Source organism: Pseudomonas sp. IPO3778 (assembly GCF_013386825.1).
Classification (GTDB): Bacteria; Pseudomonadota; Gammaproteobacteria; order Pseudomonadales; family Pseudomonadaceae; genus Aquipseudomonas.
Window position 1 is genome coordinate 516 of the sequence record NZ_JACARC010000055.1, and the last position, 18,286, is coordinate 18,801.

The 18,286-nt window shown below is 62.2% G+C and carries 17 protein-coding genes, 4 tRNA genes and 2 pseudogenes; 16 read left to right on the plus strand and 7 right to left on the minus strand.

Annotated features, from left to right (window positions below; genetic code table 11):
* The first annotated feature begins 150 nt into the window (after positions 1-150).
* The 6 genes from HX855_RS26810 (at position 151) to HX855_RS26835 (ending at position 6,108) form a co-directional block, all read left to right on the plus strand.
* Complete coding sequence (locus tag HX855_RS26810) at positions 151-1,818, plus strand: AMP-binding protein (RefSeq protein ID WP_177089021.1); 1,668 nt, start codon at positions 151-153, stop codon at positions 1,816-1,818.
* A 31-nt stretch (positions 1,819-1,849) separates the two neighbouring features.
* Positions 1,850-2,293 (plus strand): hotdog fold thioesterase, encoded by a 444-nt coding sequence (locus HX855_RS26815; RefSeq protein WP_177089022.1) that lies wholly within the window; start codon positions 1,850-1,852, stop codon positions 2,291-2,293.
* 98 nt (positions 2,294-2,391) lie between these two features.
* Positions 2,392-3,201, plus strand: coding sequence for an alpha/beta fold hydrolase (locus HX855_RS26820; RefSeq protein ID WP_177089023.1), 810 nt, complete (start codon positions 2,392-2,394; stop codon positions 3,199-3,201).
* Positions 3,198-4,052, plus strand: coding sequence for an alpha/beta hydrolase (locus tag HX855_RS26825; protein ID WP_177089024.1), 855 nt, complete (start codon positions 3,198-3,200; stop codon positions 4,050-4,052). The genes HX855_RS26820 and HX855_RS26825 overlap by 4 nt, the downstream gene beginning before the upstream one ends.
* Positions 4,053-4,154: 102 nt before the next feature.
* On the plus strand, positions 4,155-4,973 hold the full coding sequence (locus HX855_RS26830; RefSeq protein WP_177089025.1) for a DUF4892 domain-containing protein: 819 nt from the start codon (positions 4,155-4,157) through the stop codon (positions 4,971-4,973).
* Positions 4,974-5,046: 73 nt separating this feature from the next.
* Positions 5,047-6,108: an AI-2E family transporter gene (locus tag HX855_RS26835; RefSeq protein WP_177089026.1), complete on the plus strand. Its 1,062-nt coding sequence runs from the start codon at positions 5,047-5,049 to the stop codon at positions 6,106-6,108.
* 23 nt (positions 6,109-6,131) lie between these two features.
* On the opposite strand, the gene HX855_RS26840 is transcribed toward HX855_RS26835, so the two are convergent.
* A complete protein-coding gene (locus tag HX855_RS26840) occupies positions 6,132-7,169 on the minus strand; it encodes a cell wall metabolism sensor histidine kinase WalK (protein WP_177089027.1) in 1,038 nt (345 codons plus the stop codon).
* Entirely contained in the window at positions 7,169-7,933 is a 765-nt protein-coding gene (locus HX855_RS26845) for a response regulator (RefSeq protein WP_177089049.1), read from the minus strand. The genes HX855_RS26840 and HX855_RS26845 overlap by 1 nt, the downstream gene beginning before the upstream one ends.
* Positions 7,934-8,223: 290 nt before the next feature.
* Here HX855_RS26845 and pyrF point away from each other — a divergent pair, with 290 nt between their 5' ends.
* On the plus strand, positions 8,224-8,922 hold the full coding sequence (gene pyrF, locus HX855_RS26850) for an orotidine-5'-phosphate decarboxylase (protein ID WP_076015252.1): 699 nt from the start codon (positions 8,224-8,226) through the stop codon (positions 8,920-8,922).
* A gap of 18 nt (positions 8,923-8,940) precedes the next feature.
* Positions 8,941-9,027, plus strand: a pseudogene (locus HX855_RS33700) (outer membrane lipoprotein carrier protein LolA); the annotation flags it as partial.
* On the opposite strand, the gene HX855_RS26855 reads toward HX855_RS33700, so the two are convergent.
* Positions 9,023-10,027, minus strand: a complete 1,005-nt coding sequence (locus tag HX855_RS26855) for an NADP-dependent oxidoreductase (RefSeq protein ID WP_177089028.1) — start codon at positions 10,025-10,027, stop codon at positions 9,023-9,025. The pseudogene HX855_RS33700 and the gene HX855_RS26855 overlap by 5 nt on opposite strands.
* 226 nt (positions 10,028-10,253) lie before the next feature.
* Here HX855_RS26855 and HX855_RS26860 point away from each other — a divergent pair, with 226 nt between their 5' ends.
* The 4 genes and pseudogenes from HX855_RS26860 to HX855_RS33950 all read left to right on the plus strand — a co-directional run bounded on the left by HX855_RS26860 (position 10,254) and on the right by HX855_RS33950 (position 14,726).
* Positions 10,254-11,015, plus strand: coding sequence for an SDR family oxidoreductase (locus HX855_RS26860; RefSeq protein ID WP_177089029.1), 762 nt, complete (start codon positions 10,254-10,256; stop codon positions 11,013-11,015).
* A gap of 203 nt (positions 11,016-11,218) precedes the next feature.
* Entirely contained in the window at positions 11,219-12,643 is a 1,425-nt protein-coding gene (locus HX855_RS26865) for a PLP-dependent aminotransferase family protein (protein ID WP_177089030.1), read from the plus strand.
* Between the two features lie 154 nt (positions 12,644-12,797).
* Positions 12,798-13,865 (plus strand): annotated as a pseudogene (locus tag HX855_RS33945) (HAMP domain-containing protein); the annotation flags it as partial.
* 18 nt (positions 13,866-13,883) lie between these two features.
* Complete coding sequence (locus HX855_RS33950) at positions 13,884-14,726, plus strand: methyl-accepting chemotaxis protein (protein WP_375140095.1); 843 nt, start codon at positions 13,884-13,886, stop codon at positions 14,724-14,726.
* Between the two features lie 35 nt (positions 14,727-14,761).
* Here HX855_RS33950 and HX855_RS26875 read toward each other — a convergent pair whose 3' ends face one another.
* Both HX855_RS26875 and HX855_RS26880 read right to left on the minus strand, forming a co-directional pair.
* Positions 14,762-15,574: an alpha/beta fold hydrolase gene (locus tag HX855_RS26875; protein ID WP_177089032.1), complete on the minus strand. Its 813-nt coding sequence runs from the start codon at positions 15,572-15,574 to the stop codon at positions 14,762-14,764.
* 136 nt (positions 15,575-15,710) lie between these two features.
* Positions 15,711-16,481: a hypothetical protein gene (locus HX855_RS26880; RefSeq protein ID WP_177089033.1), complete on the minus strand. Its 771-nt coding sequence runs from the start codon at positions 16,479-16,481 to the stop codon at positions 15,711-15,713.
* Positions 16,482-16,839: 358 nt separating this feature from the next.
* On the opposite strand from HX855_RS26880, the gene HX855_RS26885 reads away from it, so the two are divergent.
* The 4 genes from HX855_RS26885 to HX855_RS26900 all read left to right on the plus strand — a co-directional run bounded on the left by HX855_RS26885 (position 16,840) and on the right by HX855_RS26900 (position 17,254).
* Positions 16,840-16,915 (plus strand) — tRNA-Glu (locus HX855_RS26885).
* A gap of 4 nt (positions 16,916-16,919) precedes the next feature.
* Positions 16,920-16,995 (plus strand) — tRNA-Gly (locus tag HX855_RS26890).
* Between the two features lie 104 nt (positions 16,996-17,099).
* Positions 17,100-17,175 (plus strand) — tRNA-Glu (locus HX855_RS26895).
* A 3-nt stretch (positions 17,176-17,178) separates the two neighbouring features.
* Positions 17,179-17,254: transfer RNA gene (locus tag HX855_RS26900), tRNA-Gly, on the plus strand.
* Positions 17,255-17,353: 99 nt separating this feature from the next.
* On the opposite strand, the gene HX855_RS26905 is transcribed toward HX855_RS26900, so the two are convergent.
* Positions 17,354-17,899 (minus strand): hypothetical protein, encoded by a 546-nt coding sequence (locus tag HX855_RS26905; RefSeq protein WP_177089034.1) that lies wholly within the window; start codon positions 17,897-17,899, stop codon positions 17,354-17,356.
* Entirely contained in the window at positions 17,896-18,222 is a 327-nt protein-coding gene (locus HX855_RS26910; protein WP_177089035.1) for a hypothetical protein, read from the minus strand. The genes HX855_RS26905 and HX855_RS26910 overlap by 4 nt, the downstream gene beginning before the upstream one ends.
* Positions 18,223-18,286 lie beyond the last annotated feature (64 nt).

Below are 18,286 nucleotides of genomic sequence, written 5' to 3' on the forward strand. Positions count from 1 at the left end.
CGCCGTAAGGGCGGAACCCTAGGTGGCCGTTACCTAAATAACGGATATCCCCCCAAAACTTCAGAACTTGCACCCCCCCGCGTACCCATGAAATAGTCCACCCAAGCAAGTGCTTGGTTGGCTACCATAGGAACACAAAGGAGCGCGTCCATGTCTGTCGCTATTCGTTTGCCCCTGCAAGTCTTCTTCGACCGCGAAACCCGCCACCCCCGGCAACGATTCCTGGTACAGCCCATCAAAGGCGGCGAGGTTGAAACCCTCACCTGGGCCGAAGTCGGCCATCAGGCCCGCTGCGCCGCCCATTGGCTGCGAGCCCGCGACCTGCCCCAGGGCTCCCACATCGCCCTGATCTCAAAAAACTGCGCCCACTGGATCATCGCCGACCTCGCCATCTGGATGGCCGGCCACGTCTCCGTGCCGCTCTACCCCAACCTCACCGCCGACTCCGTCGCCCACGTACTGGAGCACTCCGAAGCCGCCCTGGCGTTTATCGGCAAGCTGGACGACTGGCCCGCCATGTCTGCGGGGGTGAAGGCCGACCTGCCGACCATCAGCCTGCCCCTGTGCCCCGACGGCGAATTCGACTTCACCTGGGCCGACCTGCAAACCTGCTCCCCCATTCAGGACAACCCCGCACCGGCCGCGTCCGACCTGGCCACCATCATCTACACTTCCGGCACCACCGGCCTGCCCAAGGGCGTGATGCACAGCTTCGGCGCCCTGGCCTTTGCCGCCATACGGGGTACCGAACTCTTCGGCCTGGGGGAGGGCGATCGCCTGCTGTCCTACCTGCCGCTGTGCCACGTGGCCGAGCGCATGTTTGTGGAAATGGCCTCGATCTACACCGGGCAAACCGTATTTTTCGCCGAGAGCCTTGATACGTTTCTTACAGACCTCAAGCGGGCACGGCCCACGGCGTTGTTCGGCGTACCGCGCATCTGGACCAAATTCCAGATGGGCGTCTACAGCAAAATCCCCGCCAGCCGCCTCGACACCCTGCTGCGCCTGCCCTTCATCGGCAAACGGGTCGGCCACAAGGTGCTCGCCGGGCTGGGCCTGGACGCCGTGCGTGTGGCGATCTCCGGCGCGGCCCCGGTGCCTGAAGCGCTGTTGCTCTGGTACCGAAGGCTGGGCTTGGATGTGCTGGAGGTCTACGGCATGACCGAAAGTTGCGGCTATTCCCACGTATGCCGTCCCGGCCAACAGAAACTCGGCTGGATCGGCCCGCCCTGCCCGGACGTTGAAGTGCGCATCGGTGATGACGGCGAAGTCCAGGTACGCAGCGGCGCAACCATGCTCGGCTATTTCAAGGACCCCGCAAAAACCGCCGAGACCCTCACCGCCGACGGCTTCCTGCGCACCGGCGACAAGGGCGAGCAGGGCGCCGATGGCCGTCTGCGGCTGACCGGGCGGCTCAAGGAAATCTTCAAGACCAGCAAAGGCAAATACGTGGCCCCGGCCCCGATTGAAAACCGCCTGGCCGAACACGCACGTATCGAGCAGGTGTGCGTGGTAGGCGATGGCTTGAGCGCGCCGATGGGCCTGTGCGTGTTATCCGAGGTGGGCTTGCAAGATGCCGCTGGCCTTGGTCGTCAGGCATTGCAGGGGAGCCTCGAACGCTTGCTGGAAGAGGTCAACCAGGTGCTGGATAAACATGAACGCTTGCGCCAACTGGTGGTGGTGAAAGACAGTTGGGCAGTGGAAAACGGATTCCTCACTCCGACCTTGAAGATCAAGCGCAACGTGATTGAATCAACCTACGGCGCGCAGTTTCTGGCCTGGAGTGAACGCTCCGAAGCCGTGCTGTGGCAGGATTGAACACTGACCTAAAACCAATAAGGACCGATCAATGAGCCTGTGGCGCACCCAACCCAACCTCGAACAACTTAATGCGATCCAGAAAAACACCATCGGTGAAGTGCTGGATATTCGCTTTGAGCGCTTTGACGACGAGTCCCTGACCGCCAGCATGGTGATCGACCACCGCACCCATCAACCCTACGGCCTGCTGCACGGCGGCGCGTCGGTGGTGCTGGCGGAAACCGTCGGCTCGATGGCCAGTTACCTGTGCATCGACGCCAGCAAGTTCTACTGCGTGGGCCTGGAGATCAATGCCAACCACCTGCGCGGCCTGCGCAGCGGGCGGGTGACGGCGGTGGCCACGCCGATTCATATCGGGCGTACCACCCATGTCTGGGATATCCGCCTGACCAGCGATGAAGGCAAGGCCAGCTGTGTATCGCGCCTGACCATGGCCGTGGTACCGCTGGGCGAGAACCCGCCGGCTCGATAGGCGTGGCGTGAGTGTCATCATTCCTGGCAGTTACAGTCATTGCCGTGACTGCCCGGTCTGGGGAGAATCAACGCTCTGTTTACGGTGATGGATCAGGTATGTCGCAGCACGTGTTTTTTGCTCACGCCAATGGCTTTCCTTCGGCGACCTACGGCAAATTGTTTGCCGCCCTGGCCCCGGAGTACGCCGTCGCGCATTTGCCGCAACACGGCCACGACCCGCGGTTTCCGGTGGATGACAACTGGCAGAACCTGGTGGACGAACTGATCCACCACCTGGAGCAACAGCCGGAGCCGGTGTGGGGGGTGGGCCATTCATTGGGTGGCGTGCTGCACCTGCACGCGGCCATGCGTTGCCCAGAATTGTATCGTGGGGTGGTGATGCTCGATTCCCCGGTACTCACCCTGGCCGATCGCTGGGTGATTCGCGCGGCCAAGCGCTTTGGCTTCATCGACCGGCTGACCCCGGCGGGCCGCACCCTGGGCCGTCGTGAGGAGTTCGCTGACCTGGCGGCCGCGCGCCAGTACTTTGCCGGCAAAACCCTGTTTCGTGCTTTTGATCCCGAATGTTTCGATGCCTACCTGCAACATGGCCTGGAGCCGGTGGGCGACCGCCTGCGCCTGCGCTTTGATCCGGCCACCGAAATCAGCATTTACCGGGGCGTCCCCCACACCAGCCCTGGCCAGGCCCGGCAATTGAAAGTGCCGCTGGCGGTGGTGCGCGGCCGTCAAAGCCGGGTGGTGATGCGTCACCATGCCAGCGGTGTGGGGCGCATGCCCATGGGCGAAATGCTGACGATGCCCGGCGGCCACATGTTTCCCCTTGAGCGCCCTCAGGACACCGCCACCTTGATCAAAAACCTGTTCACCCGCTGGGAAGCCCGCCAACGCGAGCGCAACTGCGCATGACCGCGCCCGTTGAAGAAGTCCGCCTGGCCCTGCCGCACATCGAGTTGGCGGCACATCTGTTCGGCCCCGAAGACGGCTTGCCGGTGATCGCCCTGCATGGCTGGCTGGACAACGCCAACAGCTTCGCGCGCCTGGCGCCGAAGCTTGATGGCCTGCGCATCGTCGCGCTGGACATGGCCGGCCACGGTCACTCGGCCCATCGACCCGTCGGCGCCGGTTATTCGCTATGGGACTACGTCCACGATGTGCTGCAAGTGGCCGAACAGTTGGGTTGGAAACGTTTTGCATTACTTGGCCACTCACTCGGCGCCATCGTTTCCCTGGTGTTGGCAGGCGCCTTGCCGGAGCGAGTCACGCACCTGGGATTGATCGATGGCGTGATCCCGCCGACCGGCACCGCCGATAACGCTGCTGAACGCCTGGGCATGGCGTTGCAGGCGCAATTGGCCCTTCAGGACAAGCGCAAACCGGTGTACAGCACCCTCGATCGGGCGGTGGAAGCGCGGATGAAAGGCGTGGTGGCGGTCAGCCGAGAAGCCGCCGAACTGCTGGCCCAGCGAGGTTTGATGCCGGTGCCGGGCGGTTACACCTGGCGCAGCGACAGCCGTCTGACCCTGGCTTCCCCCATGCGCCTGACAGAAGAACAGGCGATGGCCTTCGTGCGCCGAGTCGGCTGTCCCACACAACTGGTAGTCGCCGAAGGCGGCATGTTGGCGAAACATTCCGAATTGCTTTCCGGGCTTCCGTTCCAGGTGACCACCTTGCCCGGTGGCCATCATTTGCACCTGAATGACGAGGCTGGGGCTGTCCTTGTTGCAGACTGTTTCAATCGGTTCTTCTCCGCGCCTTGACTTGGCGGGGTCAACTGCCGAGGCTGGGCGGATCGAAAGGGAGTCAACCATGAACGATCTCAACACCGCAGCGCATCCCAATGGCCAGGGCGCGCTGATCCGATGAGTATGCCGAAGGGATTTATCCGTATCCTGGGGCTGTGCTGTTTCAGCCCACTGGTGTTCGCCGCCGACGTACCGGGTAGCCAGGACTTGCCCGCCGTGGCCCGTCAGGCCGACGCGCAGATCGTCGACTACCGCCCCGCCGAAGAAAAAGAACGCATCTACCCGCTGGGCTCGATCCGCAAGATCAGTGGCCAGCTGCGCTATGAAGGTCAGGCCACTGCGCGCGGCCAAACCACGGCCATCACCTACGAGCTGCCGGCCGAACACACCTCCAGCGCCGCCTTTACCGCCACCCGCGAAGCCTTGCAGGCCCAGGGTGCGCAATTGCTGTTCTGGTGCCAGGCCCGTGATTGTGGTGAAAGCAGCCTGTGGGCCAACGAAGTGTTTGGCAATTCCAAGCTGGTAGGCGCTGACGGCCAGCAGGAATACCTGTTGCTGCGCCTCGCAGCCCCCCAGGACAATTCCCTGGTGGCGCTGTATGGCATCACCCGGGGCAATCGCCGGGCGTATCTGCATGTGGAACAACTGGACGCCAGCGCACCGCTGGGCGACTTGCTGCCGACCTCCGCCACCCTGCTGCGGGAGCTGAAAAGCACCGGCGAGCTGGATTTTCCGAAACTGGGCGCCGAACCTGACGCCACCTGGCTCACCCTGATTTCCCGTGGGTTAAACCTGGATGCCACCTTGCGGGTCAGTTTGACCGGGCCTACCGCCGAGGCCTGGCGTCAGGGCCTGATCGATCAGGGCGTACGCGCGGCTCGCCTGGAAACCGGCACCGCCGAGGCTAAAGGCTTGCACGTGCATCTGATACGCTGACCGTTCCAGGGCGAACGGACCCGCGCCGTTCGCCTAAGCTCTTCCTCTTACAGACTTCTTTTCGAGAAACCACATGCTCAATAACGATCGCCTGCTGGTGCAGATCCTGCTGCTGGTGCTGTTTGGTGCCAGCTTCTGGGTGATGGCGCCGTTCTGGTCGGCGCTGTTCTGGGGGGCAGTACTGGCGTTTGCCAGTTGGCCGGTGATGCGCTTGCTCACCCGTTGGCTGGGCGGGCGTGAGTCCCTGGCTGCCGGAATCCTGACATTGGTCTGGATGCTCCTGGTGGCATTGCCGCTGGTATGGCTGGGGTTCAACCTGGCCGACCATGTGCGCGATGCCGTGAGCCTGATCAAGGATATTCAGGTGGATGGCTTGCCCGAGGCGCCCACGTGGCTCGGCTCCATTCCTTTCGTCGGCGAGCGATTGGTGGCGATGTGGGACAGCATCGACCAGCAGGGCGCCGCCCTGATGGTTACCCTCAAGCCTTACCTGGGGCAAGTCGGCAACTGGTTGCTGGCCCGCAGTGCACAGATCGGCGGCGGGATTCTGGAGCTGACCCTGAGCCTGGTGTTCGTGTTCTTTTTCTACCGCGACGGGCCACGACTGGCGATGTTTGTGCACCGCTTGCTGGAGCGCCTGATCGGCGAACGTGCCGGTTACTACATCGAACTGGTGGCGGGCACCGTGCAACGTGTAGTGAATGGCGTGATCGGTACCGCTGCCGCCCAGGCCCTGCTGGCACTGATCGGCTTCCTGATTGCGGGCGTTCCGGGGGCATTGGTGCTGGGGATCGTGACGTTCCTGCTCAGCCTGATTCCCATGGGGCCTCCGCTGATCTGGATCCCGGCCACCGCGTGGCTGGCGTGGAAGGGCGACTACACCTACGCCGTATTCCTCGGCGTCTGGGGCACGTTCATCATCAGTGGCGTGGACAACGTGCTCAAGCCTTACCTGATCAGCCGTGGCGGTAACCTGCCGCTGGTGATCGTGCTGCTGGGGGTGTTTGGCGGGTTGATCGCGTTCGGCTTCATCGGCCTGTTTATCGGCCCGACATTATTGGCGGTGGCGTATAGCTTGCTGACCGACTGGAGTGCCAGCCAGGCTCAGGTGCGTCGGGAAGATAAAACCGGCTGATTGGCGAAGGGTTGCTGTAGGGCTTAAGCCCTCGGCAACCACATCACCGCCGTCAGGCCACCGCCGGGCGTTTCTTCCAGGCTCAGGCGTCCACCGAGGCGCTCTACCGCTTCTTTGGAAATGGTCATCCCCAGGCCTACGCCGCCGGAATTGCGGTTACGCGAGCCTTCCAGCCGATAAAACGGCTCGAACACCGCCTCACGTTTATCCGCCGCAATCCCCGGCCCGTGGTCGATGACTTTGACCACCAGCGCCTGCGGGGTGTCCGCCAGTTCGATGCGCGCCGTGCCGGCATACCGCAAGGCGTTGTCGATCAGGTTGTTCAGGCACGAACGCAGGGCCATCGGCTGCACCTGCAACGGCGCGCATTCACCACTGCATTGCACGTCGGAGCCTCGGTCCTGGGCGTTTTCACTCAGGGACTCCACCAGCGCCTGCACGTCCAGCCAATGCCGGGTTTCGCTGGTGCGCTGCTCGTGCAGGTAGCTCAGGGTGGCGTCGAGCATGCCGATCATATCGTCCAGGTCCTGGCGCATCTGGCCCTGGAGCTTGGTGTCTTCGATCTGTTCCAGGCGCAGCTTGAGCCGTGACAGCGGCGTGCGCAGGTCGTGGGACACGGCACCGAGCATGCGGGCGCGCTGGGTGACCTGTTCGCGGATGCGCTTTTGCATCAGGTTAAAGGTCGACGCCGCCTGCCGTGCTTCCCGTGGGCCGGACTCGTTCAGCGGCGGGCTATCGAGGTCCAGGCTCAGGCGCTCGGCGGCCGCACTCAGGCGCTGGATCGGCCGGCTGAGCAGCTTGGCGCCGTACCAGGCCGCGATGATCAGCGAGAAGAACTGGAACGTCAGCGGTACCACGGGCCCACCGAACCAGGGACGGCGATGCTCCTTGGGCATGGGCGTCAGGGTGCCGTCCGGTTGTTCGATAAAGGTCTCGTGGGGCGGTGGCGGCGGCGGGCCATAGTGGTGGAACCAGAAAAATGCCAGCACGTGGGCCAGCACAATCGCCACCAGCAACACACCGAACAGCCGCCCGAACAGGGTGTTGAAGGCGTTGCGCATCAGCCGATATCTCGTGCGTCGAACAGGTAGCCTTCACCGCGCACAGTCTTGATCAGTTGCGGTGCCTTGGGGTCATCGCCGAGCTTTTGGCGCAGGCGCGAGACCAGCAGGTCGATGCTGCGATCAAAGGCCTCAATGGAGCGACCGCGTGCCGCGTCCAGCAGTTGTTCGCGGCTCAACACCCGGCGCGGGCGTTCGATAAACACCCACAGCAACCGGAATTCGGCGTTGGACAGCGGCACCACCAGGCCATCGTCGGCCACCAGTTGGCGCAGCACGCTGTTGAGGCGCCAGTTGTCGAAGCGGATATTCGCGCGTTGCTCGGTACGGTCGTCGCGGACCCGGCGCAGGATGGTCTGGATGCGCGCCACCAGTTCGCGGGGCTCGAAGGGTTTGGACATGTAATCGTCGGCCCCCAGTTCCAGGCCGATAATGCGGTCGGTAGGTTCGCAGCGGGCGGTGAGCATCAGGATCGGGATGTCGGATTCAGCCCGCAGCCAGCGGCACAGCGACAAACCGTCTTCACCCGGCAGCATCAGGTCGAGCACCACCACGTCGAAGGTTTCGGCTTGCATGGCCTGGCGCATGGCGGCGCCATCGGTCACGCCGCTGGCGAGAATGTTGAAGCGTGCCAGGTAATCGATCAGCAGTTCGCGGATCGGCACGTCGTCGTCGACGATCAGCGCGCGGGTATTCCAGCGCTTGTCTTCGCCCAGAAGTGAGCCTTTTTGATCGTCATTCAGCGCAGGAGTCAGGGTTTGCATGGTGCGATCATCTACCTGGTTGGCCGCCGGGCCGAAGATCGGCGGCGAGGTTGTTGCGTTCAGCATAGGCGCCCAGCCCCGGGGCTGGAAGTTCTGTTCGGTGGTTCACGTGTGCGAGGCTAATCTTCGGGGGTATTGCAGGCATGTCGTGAATGTATCAGCTTTGACACAATTGCCCGGGAGCCCGCAATCTCGCGGCTAAATCACGAATTACCGATCATCGGATCCCGCAAACGCGCCGCTTGCGCTACAATCCGCGCCGATTTCGACTTGCCTGAGAGCCCATTCCAATGTCCGTCTGCCAGACTCCTATCATCGTCGCCCTGGATTACCCCACTCGTGACGCCGCACTGAAGCTGGCTGACCAGTTGGACCCCAAGCTTTGCCGGGTCAAGGTCGGCAAGGAACTGTTCACCAGTTGCGCCGCAGAAATTGTCGGCACCTTGCGTGACAAAGGCTTCGAGGTGTTCCTCGACCTGAAATTCCACGACATCCCCAACACCACCGCGATGGCGGTCAAGGCTGCCGCCGAAATGGGCGTGTGGATGGTCAATGTGCACTGTTCCGGCGGTTTGCGCATGATGGCTGCGTGCCGTGAAGTGCTCGATCAGCGCACCGGCCCCAAGCCGCTGCTGATTGGCGTGACCGTGCTGACCAGCATGGAACGTGAAGACCTGGCCGGCATCGGCCTGGACATCGAGCCTCAGGAACAAGTGCTGCGCCTCGCCGCTCTGGCGCAAAAGGCCGGCATGGATGGCCTGGTGTGCTCGGCGCTGGAAGCCCAGGCGCTGAAGACCGCCCACCCGTCGTTGCAACTGGTGACCCCGGGGATTCGTCCGGCGGGCAGCGCCCAGGACGACCAGCGTCGCATCCTGACGCCGCGCCAGGCCCTGGACGCCGGTTCCGATTACCTGGTGATCGGTCGCCCGATCAGCCAGGCAGCCGACCCGGCCAAGGCGCTGGCGGCAGTGGTTGCCGAGATCGCCTGACCTACTGTAGGAGCGAGCTTGCTCGCGAAAGTCGTCAACGACGACGCGGGAAGCCTGACACCCAGCGGTGCTCTCAGGTTTTTCGCGAGCAAGCTCGCTCCTACACCTTCAACACCAACTTCCCAAAATTCTCGCCGTTGAACAGTTTCATCAACGTTTCCGGGAACGTCTCCAGCCCCTCCACAATATCTTCCTTGCTCTTGAGCTTGCCCTGAGCCATCCAGCCGCCCATCTCCTGCCCGGCCGCCGCAAAGTTTGCCGCGTGGTCCATCACCACAAACCCTTCCATGCGCGCACGATTGACCAGCAGTGACAGGTAGTTGGCCGGCCCTTTGACGGCTTCCTTATTGTTGTACTGGCTGATGGCGCCGCAGATCACCACCCGTGCCTTCAACGCGAGGCGGCTGAGCACCGCGTCGAGAATGTCACCGCCGACGTTGTCGAAATACACGTCCACACCCTTTGGGCATTCGCGCTTGAGGCCAGCGTGCACGTCTTCGTTCTTGTAGTCGATGGCCGCATCAAACCCCAGCTCATCCACCAGGAACTTGCATTTGTCGGCGCCGCCGGCAATGCCCACCACGCGGCAGCCTTTGATCTTGGCAATCTGCCCGGCAATGCTGCCTACCGCACCGGCCGCGCCGGAAATCACCACCGTGTCGCCAGCCTTGGGCGCGCCGGTGTCCAGCAGGGCGAAGTAGGCGGTCATGCCGGTCATCCCCAATGCCGACAAATAGCGTGGCAACGGGGCGAGTTTCGGATCGATCTTGTAGAAACCTCGCGGCTCGCCGAGGAAGTAATCCTGCACACCCAGGGCACCGTTGACGTAATCCCCCACGGCAAATTTCGGGTTGTTCGAGGCAATGACCTTGCCTACGCCCAAGGCGCGCATGACTTCGCCGATACCCACCGGCGGAATGTAGGATTTGCCCTCGTTCATCCAGCCACGCATGGCCGGGTCCAGGGACAGGTATTCGTTGTGCACCAGCACCTGCCCGTCCTGGGGCGTGCCCACCGGGACTTCCTGGTAGGTGAAAGTGTCCCGCGTGGCCGCACCGACCGGGCGTTTGGCGAGCAGGAATTGGCGGTTGGTCTGGGCAGTCATGGCAGGGACTCTTGAGAAGTGGACCTTGAGTGATAGACCCTTCGCGCCGCACCGGCAAGGTGCGCAGCCGCTGCGAATGGCTGTCGATCCACTGTGATGATAATGAGGCCGGTGGAGTTATCACTGCGGCTCATGGTTCGCCAACCGGGCGTTTGATAGTGCTGACGTGCCCGTGGTGGCTCTGGCTAGACTGGGGTCATCCAGCACCCCATCGAAGGACATTCCCATGAGCATGACATTTTCCGGCCAGGTCGCCCTGGTAACCGGCGCGGCTGCCGGTATTGGCCGCGCCACCGCACTGGCATTCGCTGCTGAAGGCTTGAAAGTCGTCGTCGCCGACCTGGACGTGGCGGGCGGTGAGGGCACCGTGGCGCTGATTCATCAGGGCGGTGGTGAAGCGGTGTTTGTGCGCTGCAATGTCACCCTCGAAGCGGACGTGCAGCAACTGATGCAGCAGACCGTGGCCACCTATGGCCGACTGGACTACGCGTTCAACAACGCCGGGATCGAGATCGAAAAGGGCAAGCTGGCCGACGGCAGCCTGGATGAGTTTGACGCAATCATGGGCGTCAACGTCAAGGGCGTGTGGTTGTGCATGAAGTATCAACTGCCTCTGCTGCTGGCCCAGGGCGGCGGGGCGATCGTCAATACCGCGTCGGTGGCCGGGTTGGGGGCGGCGCCGAAGATGAGCATTTATGCGGCGTCCAAACATGCGGTGATCGGCCTGACCAAGTCGGCGGCGATCGAGTACGCGAAAAAGAAAATCCGCGTCAACGCGGTCTGCCCGGCCGTGATCGACACGGACATGTTCCGCCGCGCCTATGAAGCCGACCCGCGCAAAGCCGAATTTGCCGCCGCCATGCATCCGGTCGGGCGTATCGGCAAGGTCGAGGAAATCGCCAGCGCCGTGCTTTACCTGTGCAGTGACGGCGCCGCTTTTACCACGGGCCAGGCGTTGGCGGTGGACGGTGGTGCGACGGCTATTTAGGAACTGATGCTGATGCCATTCGGAAAAGCGTTGGAGGCGCTGTGGGGCTTTTCCGCAGGTGGCCAGATGCCTTGGCTGAATGTGTATCAGTAGGTAAATAATTCAATTAAATCAATGATTTAATATTTTTTCGCCACGGCTGTGATCGGGCTTCTGTGCTTAACTGGTTTGGGTTAAATGACAACAGTTTAAGTGAGTGGCTCATGGATTTAGGGATCGATCGACAAGCCCTTGTACCGGTAGTGCAGCAAATCGTCAGCGCGTTGGCCGCCTGGATTCGCGAGAGCGGAGCCAGCCCGGGCACGCGGTTGCCCTCGGTTCGGCAACTGGCCCACGAGAACCTGCTCAGCCAGTCCAGCGTCATCGAGGCGTTCGAGCGGATGGTCGCCCAGGGCGTATTGGCGTCAAGGCAAGGCGCGGTGTTTTTTGTGGCCCAGCCACCCGTCGAGCGTGGCCTGGGTAGCGAAAACCCTTGGTATGAGGGCGCCGAGTCCGGGTGGGGCGCCTTCACCGATAATCAACTGGGGGAACTGAAGCTGGGTTGCGGCTGGCTGCCGGACACCTGGCGCGAGAGCGATGACATCAGCTATGCGATTCGCGAAGTCACCCGCACCGATACTGCCGCCGTCTTCAATTACAGCACCCCGCTGGGCCTGCCGGCCCTGCGCGAGCAGTTGCTCAAGCGCCTGGCCCACATTCACGTGGCCACCCGTGTCGACCATATCCTCATCACCCAGGGCGCGAGCCACGCTCAGGACCTGCTGATCCGCACGCTGCTCAAGGCCGGCGATACCGTGGTGGTGGAAAGCCCGGGGTACGGCAACCTCTACCGGCTGCTGGCGTTTCACGGCATCAAGCTGCTGGAAGTGCCGCGCACACGGGGCGGTCCGGACCTGCCGGCACTGGAGGCGCTGCTTCTCGGGCACCGGCCCAAGTGCCTGTTCATCAACAGCCTGTATCACAACCCTACCGGTACCAGCCTGTCCCTGGCGGTGGCCGAGCGTTTGTTGCAGCTGGCCCATTCCCAGGACTTCTTCATCGTCGAGGAGGACGTCTATGGTGACCTGCAACATGCCACCTGCACCCGTCTCTCGGCGTTGCCCCACGAAGACCGGGTGATTTACATCTCGAGTTTTTCCAAGACCCTCAGCAGCGCCCTGCGCGTGGGGTATCTCACGGCCAGCGGGGCGATCATCGCGCAACTGGTCAAGGTCAAGACGTTGACCGGCATCGGCACCTCGCGGTTTGCCGAGGCGGTGGTGGCGACATTGCTGGCCAATGGCACCTACCGCAAGTGGGTGCAACGCCTGCGCCGGCGGCTGAGTACGGAAATGGCCATGACCCTGCAGGTGCTGGAAGACGAGGAGTGGGAGGTATTCGCGGCCCCGGCGGGGGGCATGTTTGTGTGGGCACGGCCCGGAGTGGGCGACCGTTCGACACTGCAGGCGCGGGCCCGCCGGCTCGGGGTGTTGCTGTCGCCGGGGGCGTTGTTCAGCCCGACGGGCGAACACAGCGACTGGCTGCGCATCAACGTGGCCTATGCTGCTGATCAACGTGCCCTCGCGTTGTTCAGGGCGATGGGCCCAGCAGGATCGACCTCTACCATTCTGAAAACGACGAGGATGTAGCTTTTTGCCATTATTGTGGCGCCAAACCCTTGTATTCAGTGCCCCGGGGTTGCGAATCTCGCTGCATCGAAACCTGGCTTGATGGCATTCGCCATTGCAAGAGGACTCAAGTGCAATGATTTCTGCCGTGCAACGACGTTTTGCCAACCTCGGTATGGCAAAGAAACTGGGCTTGGGCTTTGCCTTGGTGCTGCTGTTGACGGCGCTGGTGGCCGCGATTGGCGTGTGGTCGCTGCAAACGGTTGGCCAGCGTTTCGAGGGCCTTAAAGCCATGTCGGCGCTCAACAGTGGCTTGCTCAAGGTGCGCTTGATCGAGCAGGAGTACGCGCTGCACGCCGACCCCAAATCCGTGGACGCCTTGCACGAAAGCGTCGACGCATTGGCCGCCCAGGCGGCGACCCTCAAGGCCCAGTCGCCTGCCAATGTGCCGGTGATGAGCGACGTCGAGCAGGCGCTGGCGGCCTATCGCAAGGCCTTCGACGAGTTTGTCGAACTGACCCAGACCAAAGACCTGGCACTGGAGATGGCCAGTTGGTCGGTCTCCAGCGTCGCCAACAACCTCGATGTGCTGCAGGCTGGGCTGGCGGACGATGGCACCTATGGCCTCAAGGAAAGCCAGGGCAAGGAAGGCGCTGAATTTATCGAGCAGGCGGGGCAGGTCAGCCAGGTTTCGCGCCTGATGCTGCAAGCCATGAACGAAGCGCATGTGCGCCTGGACCAAAGCCGCAAGGGCGATGACGAGAACGCCGAGCAAGGCAAGATCGAGCAGGCTGACCAGGCCCTGGCCCAGGTCGAACAGCTGAAAACCACGGTCAAGGACCCCGGTTATCAAACCGTGCTTAACGAAGTGTCCGGGCACATCGCCGCGTTCAGCGAAAAACTGGGCGAGTACACCGGGCTGCTGGCCCAGGAAAAGGTCGTCTACAAGCAACTGCACGAGCGTGCTGCCGAGGTGGTGACCCGGGTCAATCAGGCCTACGACGCAGAAGACCTGTCGATGCAGGCGCAGTTGAAGAAAAGCGCGTTGCTGATCATTGGCTCTTCAGCCCTGGCGTTGCTGGTGGGGCTGATTGCCGCGTGGATCATCACCCGGTTGATCGTCGCACCGCTGCGCAGCGTGATCGCGGTGGCCCAGCAGATTGCTGCCGGCGACCTCAGTGGTCGCATGGACGTCAGCCGTCGGGACGAGATGGGTCAGTTGATGCTCGCGATGCAACAGATGAGTGGCGGTCTGAGCAGCATGGTCAGCGGGTTGCAGGCGGGTATCGAGCAACTGGCCAGCTCCGCCCATTCCCTGTCCAGCGTGACCGAGCAGACCAACATCGAGGTCAGCAGCCAGAAGGAAGAGACCGAGCAGGTGGCCACGGCGATGAACCAGATGACCGCCACCGTGCACGATGTGGCGCGCAACGCCGAGGAAGCGGCCCAGGCTGCGCAGACGGCGGATGACAAGGTCGACAGCGGCCAGCAGGTAGTGCGCCAGAGCTTGCAACGCATCGAGCTGCTGGCCAGTTCAGCCACCTCGGCCAGCACCAGCATCGAAAGCCTGAGTGCGGAAATCCAGAATATCGGTACCGTGCTCGGGGTGATTAAAAGCGTGGCCGAACAAACCAACTTGCTTGCCCTGAATGCCGCCATCGAGGCGGCGCGGGCAGGCGAGCAGGGCCGTGGTTTTGCGGTGGTGGCGGACGAGGTCCGGGCGCTGGCCAAGCGCACCCAGCAATCGACCGAGGAAATCGAACGGCTGGTCAGCACCTTGCGCAGCGCAGCGCAGTCGTCGGTGCAGCAGATCAAGCAGAGTGGCGAGTTGGTGAAGCTGGCGGTCAGTGATGCCCTGGAAACGGAAAGCGCCCTGGGCAGCATTGCGTCGGCGGTGTCGCTGATCCAGCAAATGAACCAGCAGATTGCCGCGGCGGCCGAGGAGCAAAGCTCGGTGGCCGAGGAGATCAATCGCAGCGTCACCAGCATCCGTGCGAGTGCCGATCAGTCGGCGCTGAGCATGCAGGGCAACGCGGCGTCGAGCATCGAGCTGGCGCAGTTGGGCACGGAGCTTAAAGGGATGGTCGGGCACTTCCGCCTTTGATCACCGCAAGCCTGCGGTGATCAAAGGGTGGCTGATCAGGCGTTGTTGGCCAGGAAGGTCAGCAGCGCTTCATTGACGAAGTCCGGGTTTTCCCGGCTGGAGATATGCCCGGCGTCCGGAATCAAAGTCAACGTGCAGCCGATCAGGGCCGCCATTTCTTCTGATTCAGCCGGTGGGCGCGGTTTGTCTTGCTCCCCGCACATCACCAGGGTGGTATCGGCGTCCAGGCGCGGGAGTTGCTCCAGCACATCCGCGCGGCTGAAGATGATCCGGCCCAGGGGCACGATGCTTTGCAGCAGGCGCTCTTTCGAGAAATCCTTCAGTGCAGCGCGATAGTCCTGGTACAAGGCCGATTCCCGGTCGATGCCGGGGCGGAAGAAGATAGGTGCCACCACATCCAGCAGCGGCTCCGGGATGGCGCCCGCGTCTTCGATCATCTTGAACAGCGAAAAGTAATACTGGCGAGTGGCTTCCGGCTCGGCGCCCAGGTGCGTGTCCATCAACACCAGGCTGTTGACCCGCTCGGGTGCCAGCAGCGCCAGGCGTGCGCCCCACATGCCGCCGACCGACAAACCCACGAGATTGACCTGGGCAATGTCCAGGTGGTCCAGCAGGGCCAGGTGCTGGCGTGCGACGTCGTCCAGGGAGGCGGTGTTGGCAGGCAACGGGCCGGACTCGCCGTGGCCCCATAGCTCGGGGACGATCACCCGGTACTGCTGCGAAAGGGCTTCAATCTGCGGCGCCCACATTTGGCGGTCCCACAGGTAGCTGGAACCGAGGAGAACGGCGGGGCCGCTGCCCTGGTCGAGGTAGTGCAGCGGTTGTCCATCGATGAGCACGACAGGCATGGCGAAGCCCTTTTCGTTAACGGAGAGAGGGAGCCTTTTTTACGCTACTCGTGGGGCGGGGGATAGGTGCAGAGTGATGGCACTGCGGAAAATACTGGCAGTGCCACAAGCGTTGCCTTTGCCAAGGGGCCGGGGATCAGTCGTAGATGGCTTTCTTCTTCCAGTCGGCATCTGCATCGACCACTTTCAAGCCTTCGGTCAATTCGTTGACCTCGTCTTCAGCCGGCTCGAGGTTGGTCAGGACCATGGAGTTGGCGCGCGCCAGTTGTTTCTCCAGCAGTTGCAATTGCTGGCTGTACACCACCGGCTCCGGCTGCTTGCGCAGGTATTGCACGCCGCGTTCGAACGCCAGCCGTGCCTGACCCGGCTGGCCCTGTTGCAGCGCGTGCTGGCCCAGGTTGTTGAAGAACTCGATGTGCAGCAGTACCAGGATGTGGCGGATTTCCTTGATCCAGTGCTTGGCTTCATTGGTCGGCAGGAAACCGTCCTGGGCCGCACGGGTTACCTGGCCATGCAAGGCTTCCAGCAGGAAGCGCACGTCCTTGGCCTTGGCTTCGGTCTGGATCGGGGCGGGCGGGTTGTTCACCGGAATCGATTCGCCCTGGGACACCAGTGCGTTGAGCTCGGTGATGCGCGCCTTGAGCGATGCATTGGACTTGTCGAGGTTCAGCAGGCGCTGGTTGACGTTGAGCTCCAGGCGGGTGAGCAGCAACTTGAGTCGCGGCGTCATCAGTTGGCCTGGGAAGGTCTCGGTGATTTCGCCGCAGCGGCGCAACCGGTCATTGAGTTCGATCCGGGTCCGGTTCTTTTCCAGCTTATTGTTTTCCACCACGTGGTTCATGTAGCCAATGGCGATCAGTATTACGATCCCGGCTATTACCAGCAGGGTGATCATGAGTGGTGTCACCGGTGTGACCTCTTTATAGGGTTTGCGTTGAAGTGTAGTGACTGGAGCACTGGCCGGATAGGACTGAGCGACCAGTTGCGTCAGTAGTTTCTTCTATATAGCGGGGCAGTCCCTGCGTAGATGCACATTGCCATCATTTGCTGCCGTGAACTATAGCGCCTTGTCGAACGCCAGAATATAGGCGTCAAAGCCTGGACGGCGAGAAAACCCCGCAACCCCGGTAAACCACGGCGAAGTCATTGATTTAAATAAATTTATCCTTGGGGGTTGACGACCTTCCAATCCATCCATAGAATGCGCGCCACTTACAGCGTAAAGCACACAGCGAAACGCGGTAGGGAGTGAATGTTGTACGTGTGTCCCCTTCGTCTAGTGGCCTAGGACACCGCCCTTTCACGGCGGTAACAGGGGTTCGAGTCCCCTAGGGGACGCCATATTGCGGGAATAGCTCAGTTGGTAGAGCACGACCTTGCCAAGGTCGGGGTCGCGAGTTCGAGTCTCGTTTCCCGCTCCAAATTTAAGCAGTGTTGCTCTCGGGCGGCACTGAGTGAAACCAGGGCATAATCTTCGGATTTAATCTCTGGGCACTGAAATACACACCATGTGTTTCAGTAGCGTGTCCCCTTCGTCTAGTGGCCTAGGACACCGCCCTTTCACGGCGGTAACAGGGGTTCGAGTCCCCTAGGGGACGCCATTTGCGGGAATAGCTCAGTTGGTAGAGCACGACCTTGCCAAGGTCGGGGTCGCGAGTTCGAGTCTCGTTTCCCGCTCCATATTTAACGAAAACGCCGATCAGCAATGATCGGCGTTTTTGTTTGTGGGTTTTTTGTGGGCCGGGGCGCAACGCCTGGACCCACGCCGCACCTGAATCCCTAGAAGTTATCCATCGCGTGGCACATCGACAGCCTTCCCGACGGCGTCGGTTCAATCGGGTTCCACCGTTCGGCACCCTTCGGCAGTTCCGCCAGCTCGAACGCACAACTGCGGGACAGGGATGCGCGCACCATGTAATCCATGTCGGGCTTGGGGATAAAGGTCATGGTGTTGAAACATTGCCGCCCAACGTTCGGTAACCCAAGGTAATGAAAGGCGATGGGCGTGTTTGCCGGGATCACCAGTTCGGACGACACTGCACCGTCCCACGTATAAATCGGCCCCGGCATCCCCAGGCTTGCGCCATTACGGTCGGCGAAGCCCGATTTTGCCGACACCATCACGCCGGCGCCGGGGACATTCCAGTCCAGGCAATCGCGCCCGGGCACCGCGCGCACCATGCCGTCGCTGATAATGCGCAAGCGCGCCGTCTCGGCGGACGGCGCCGCCGTATAGGCGGTGTTGAGGGAGCGGACGTTGTACACCTGGCCACAGCCGGTGAGCAGTATCAGGAACAGGGCGGGGGCAACCCGTAACGCCCTCATGACGGGCGGCAGTTCTGGCTGACCGACAACTGCGGTGCCGGCTCAAAGCTCACGTGCTGCAAGCCATCGGCGCCCTGGAAGATGAAGTACTTGGAGCGACAATCCTTGAACATCGCCGAATACCCCTCGGCGCGGAATCCTTTCCCGTCGACCTGCTTGGTCACCGTATTGTTGCGGCTGACCACGGCAAGCACGTGCTCGTAGCTGTCACCCATCTTCACCCCCGGTTCACCGGTGGTGGTCATTGAGTTGGCGCAACCGCCGAGGCCGATGACCGCCCAAACCAGCGCGGCACCGCACAGTCCTTTGCGTGTGTTGTTCATCCCTGTTCTCCATCCATGAGTGATGCAGGGTTGGTCAGCGCAAACGCGAAAAAGTGCAACATTG

What these genes read in the sequence shown, in the direction of transcription:
- HX855_RS26835 (WP_177089026.1), top strand. Translation starts at nt 5,047, where the DNA reads ATGCTCAATAACGATCGCCTGCTGGTGCAGATCCTGCTGCTGGTGCTG.
- HX855_RS26875 (WP_177089032.1), bottom strand. Translation starts at nt 15,574, where the DNA reads ATGCCTGTCGTGCTCATCGATGGACAACCGCTGCACTACCTCGACCAG.
- pyrF (WP_076015252.1), top strand. Translation starts at nt 8,224, where the DNA reads ATGTCCGTCTGCCAGACTCCTATCATCGTCGCCCTGGATTACCCCACT.
- HX855_RS33950 (WP_375140095.1), top strand. Translation starts at nt 13,884, where the DNA reads ATGGTCAGCGGGTTGCAGGCGGGTATCGAGCAACTGGCCAGCTCCGCC.
- HX855_RS26825 (WP_177089024.1), top strand. Translation starts at nt 3,198, where the DNA reads ATGACCGCGCCCGTTGAAGAAGTCCGCCTGGCCCTGCCGCACATCGAG.
- HX855_RS26910 (WP_177089035.1), bottom strand. Translation starts at nt 18,222, where the DNA reads ATGAACAACACACGCAAAGGACTGTGCGGTGCCGCGCTGGTTTGGGCG.
- HX855_RS26855 (WP_177089028.1), bottom strand. Translation starts at nt 10,027, where the DNA reads ATGACTGCCCAGACCAACCGCCAATTCCTGCTCGCCAAACGCCCGGTC.
- HX855_RS26840 (WP_177089027.1), bottom strand. Translation starts at nt 7,169, where the DNA reads ATGCGCAACGCCTTCAACACCCTGTTCGGGCGGCTGTTCGGTGTGTTG.
- HX855_RS26830 (WP_177089025.1), top strand. Translation starts at nt 4,155, where the DNA reads ATGAGTATGCCGAAGGGATTTATCCGTATCCTGGGGCTGTGCTGTTTC.
- HX855_RS26860 (WP_177089029.1), top strand. Translation starts at nt 10,254, where the DNA reads ATGAGCATGACATTTTCCGGCCAGGTCGCCCTGGTAACCGGCGCGGCT.
- HX855_RS26845 (WP_177089049.1), bottom strand. Translation starts at nt 7,933, where the DNA reads ATGCAAACCCTGACTCCTGCGCTGAATGACGATCAAAAAGGCTCACTT.
- HX855_RS26820 (WP_177089023.1), top strand. Translation starts at nt 2,392, where the DNA reads ATGTCGCAGCACGTGTTTTTTGCTCACGCCAATGGCTTTCCTTCGGCG.
- HX855_RS26905 (WP_177089034.1), bottom strand. Translation starts at nt 17,899, where the DNA reads ATGAGGGCGTTACGGGTTGCCCCCGCCCTGTTCCTGATACTGCTCACC.
- HX855_RS26815 (WP_177089022.1), top strand. Translation starts at nt 1,850, where the DNA reads ATGAGCCTGTGGCGCACCCAACCCAACCTCGAACAACTTAATGCGATC.
- HX855_RS26865 (WP_177089030.1), top strand. Translation starts at nt 11,219, where the DNA reads ATGGATTTAGGGATCGATCGACAAGCCCTTGTACCGGTAGTGCAGCAA.
- HX855_RS26810 (WP_177089021.1), top strand. Translation starts at nt 151, where the DNA reads ATGTCTGTCGCTATTCGTTTGCCCCTGCAAGTCTTCTTCGACCGCGAA.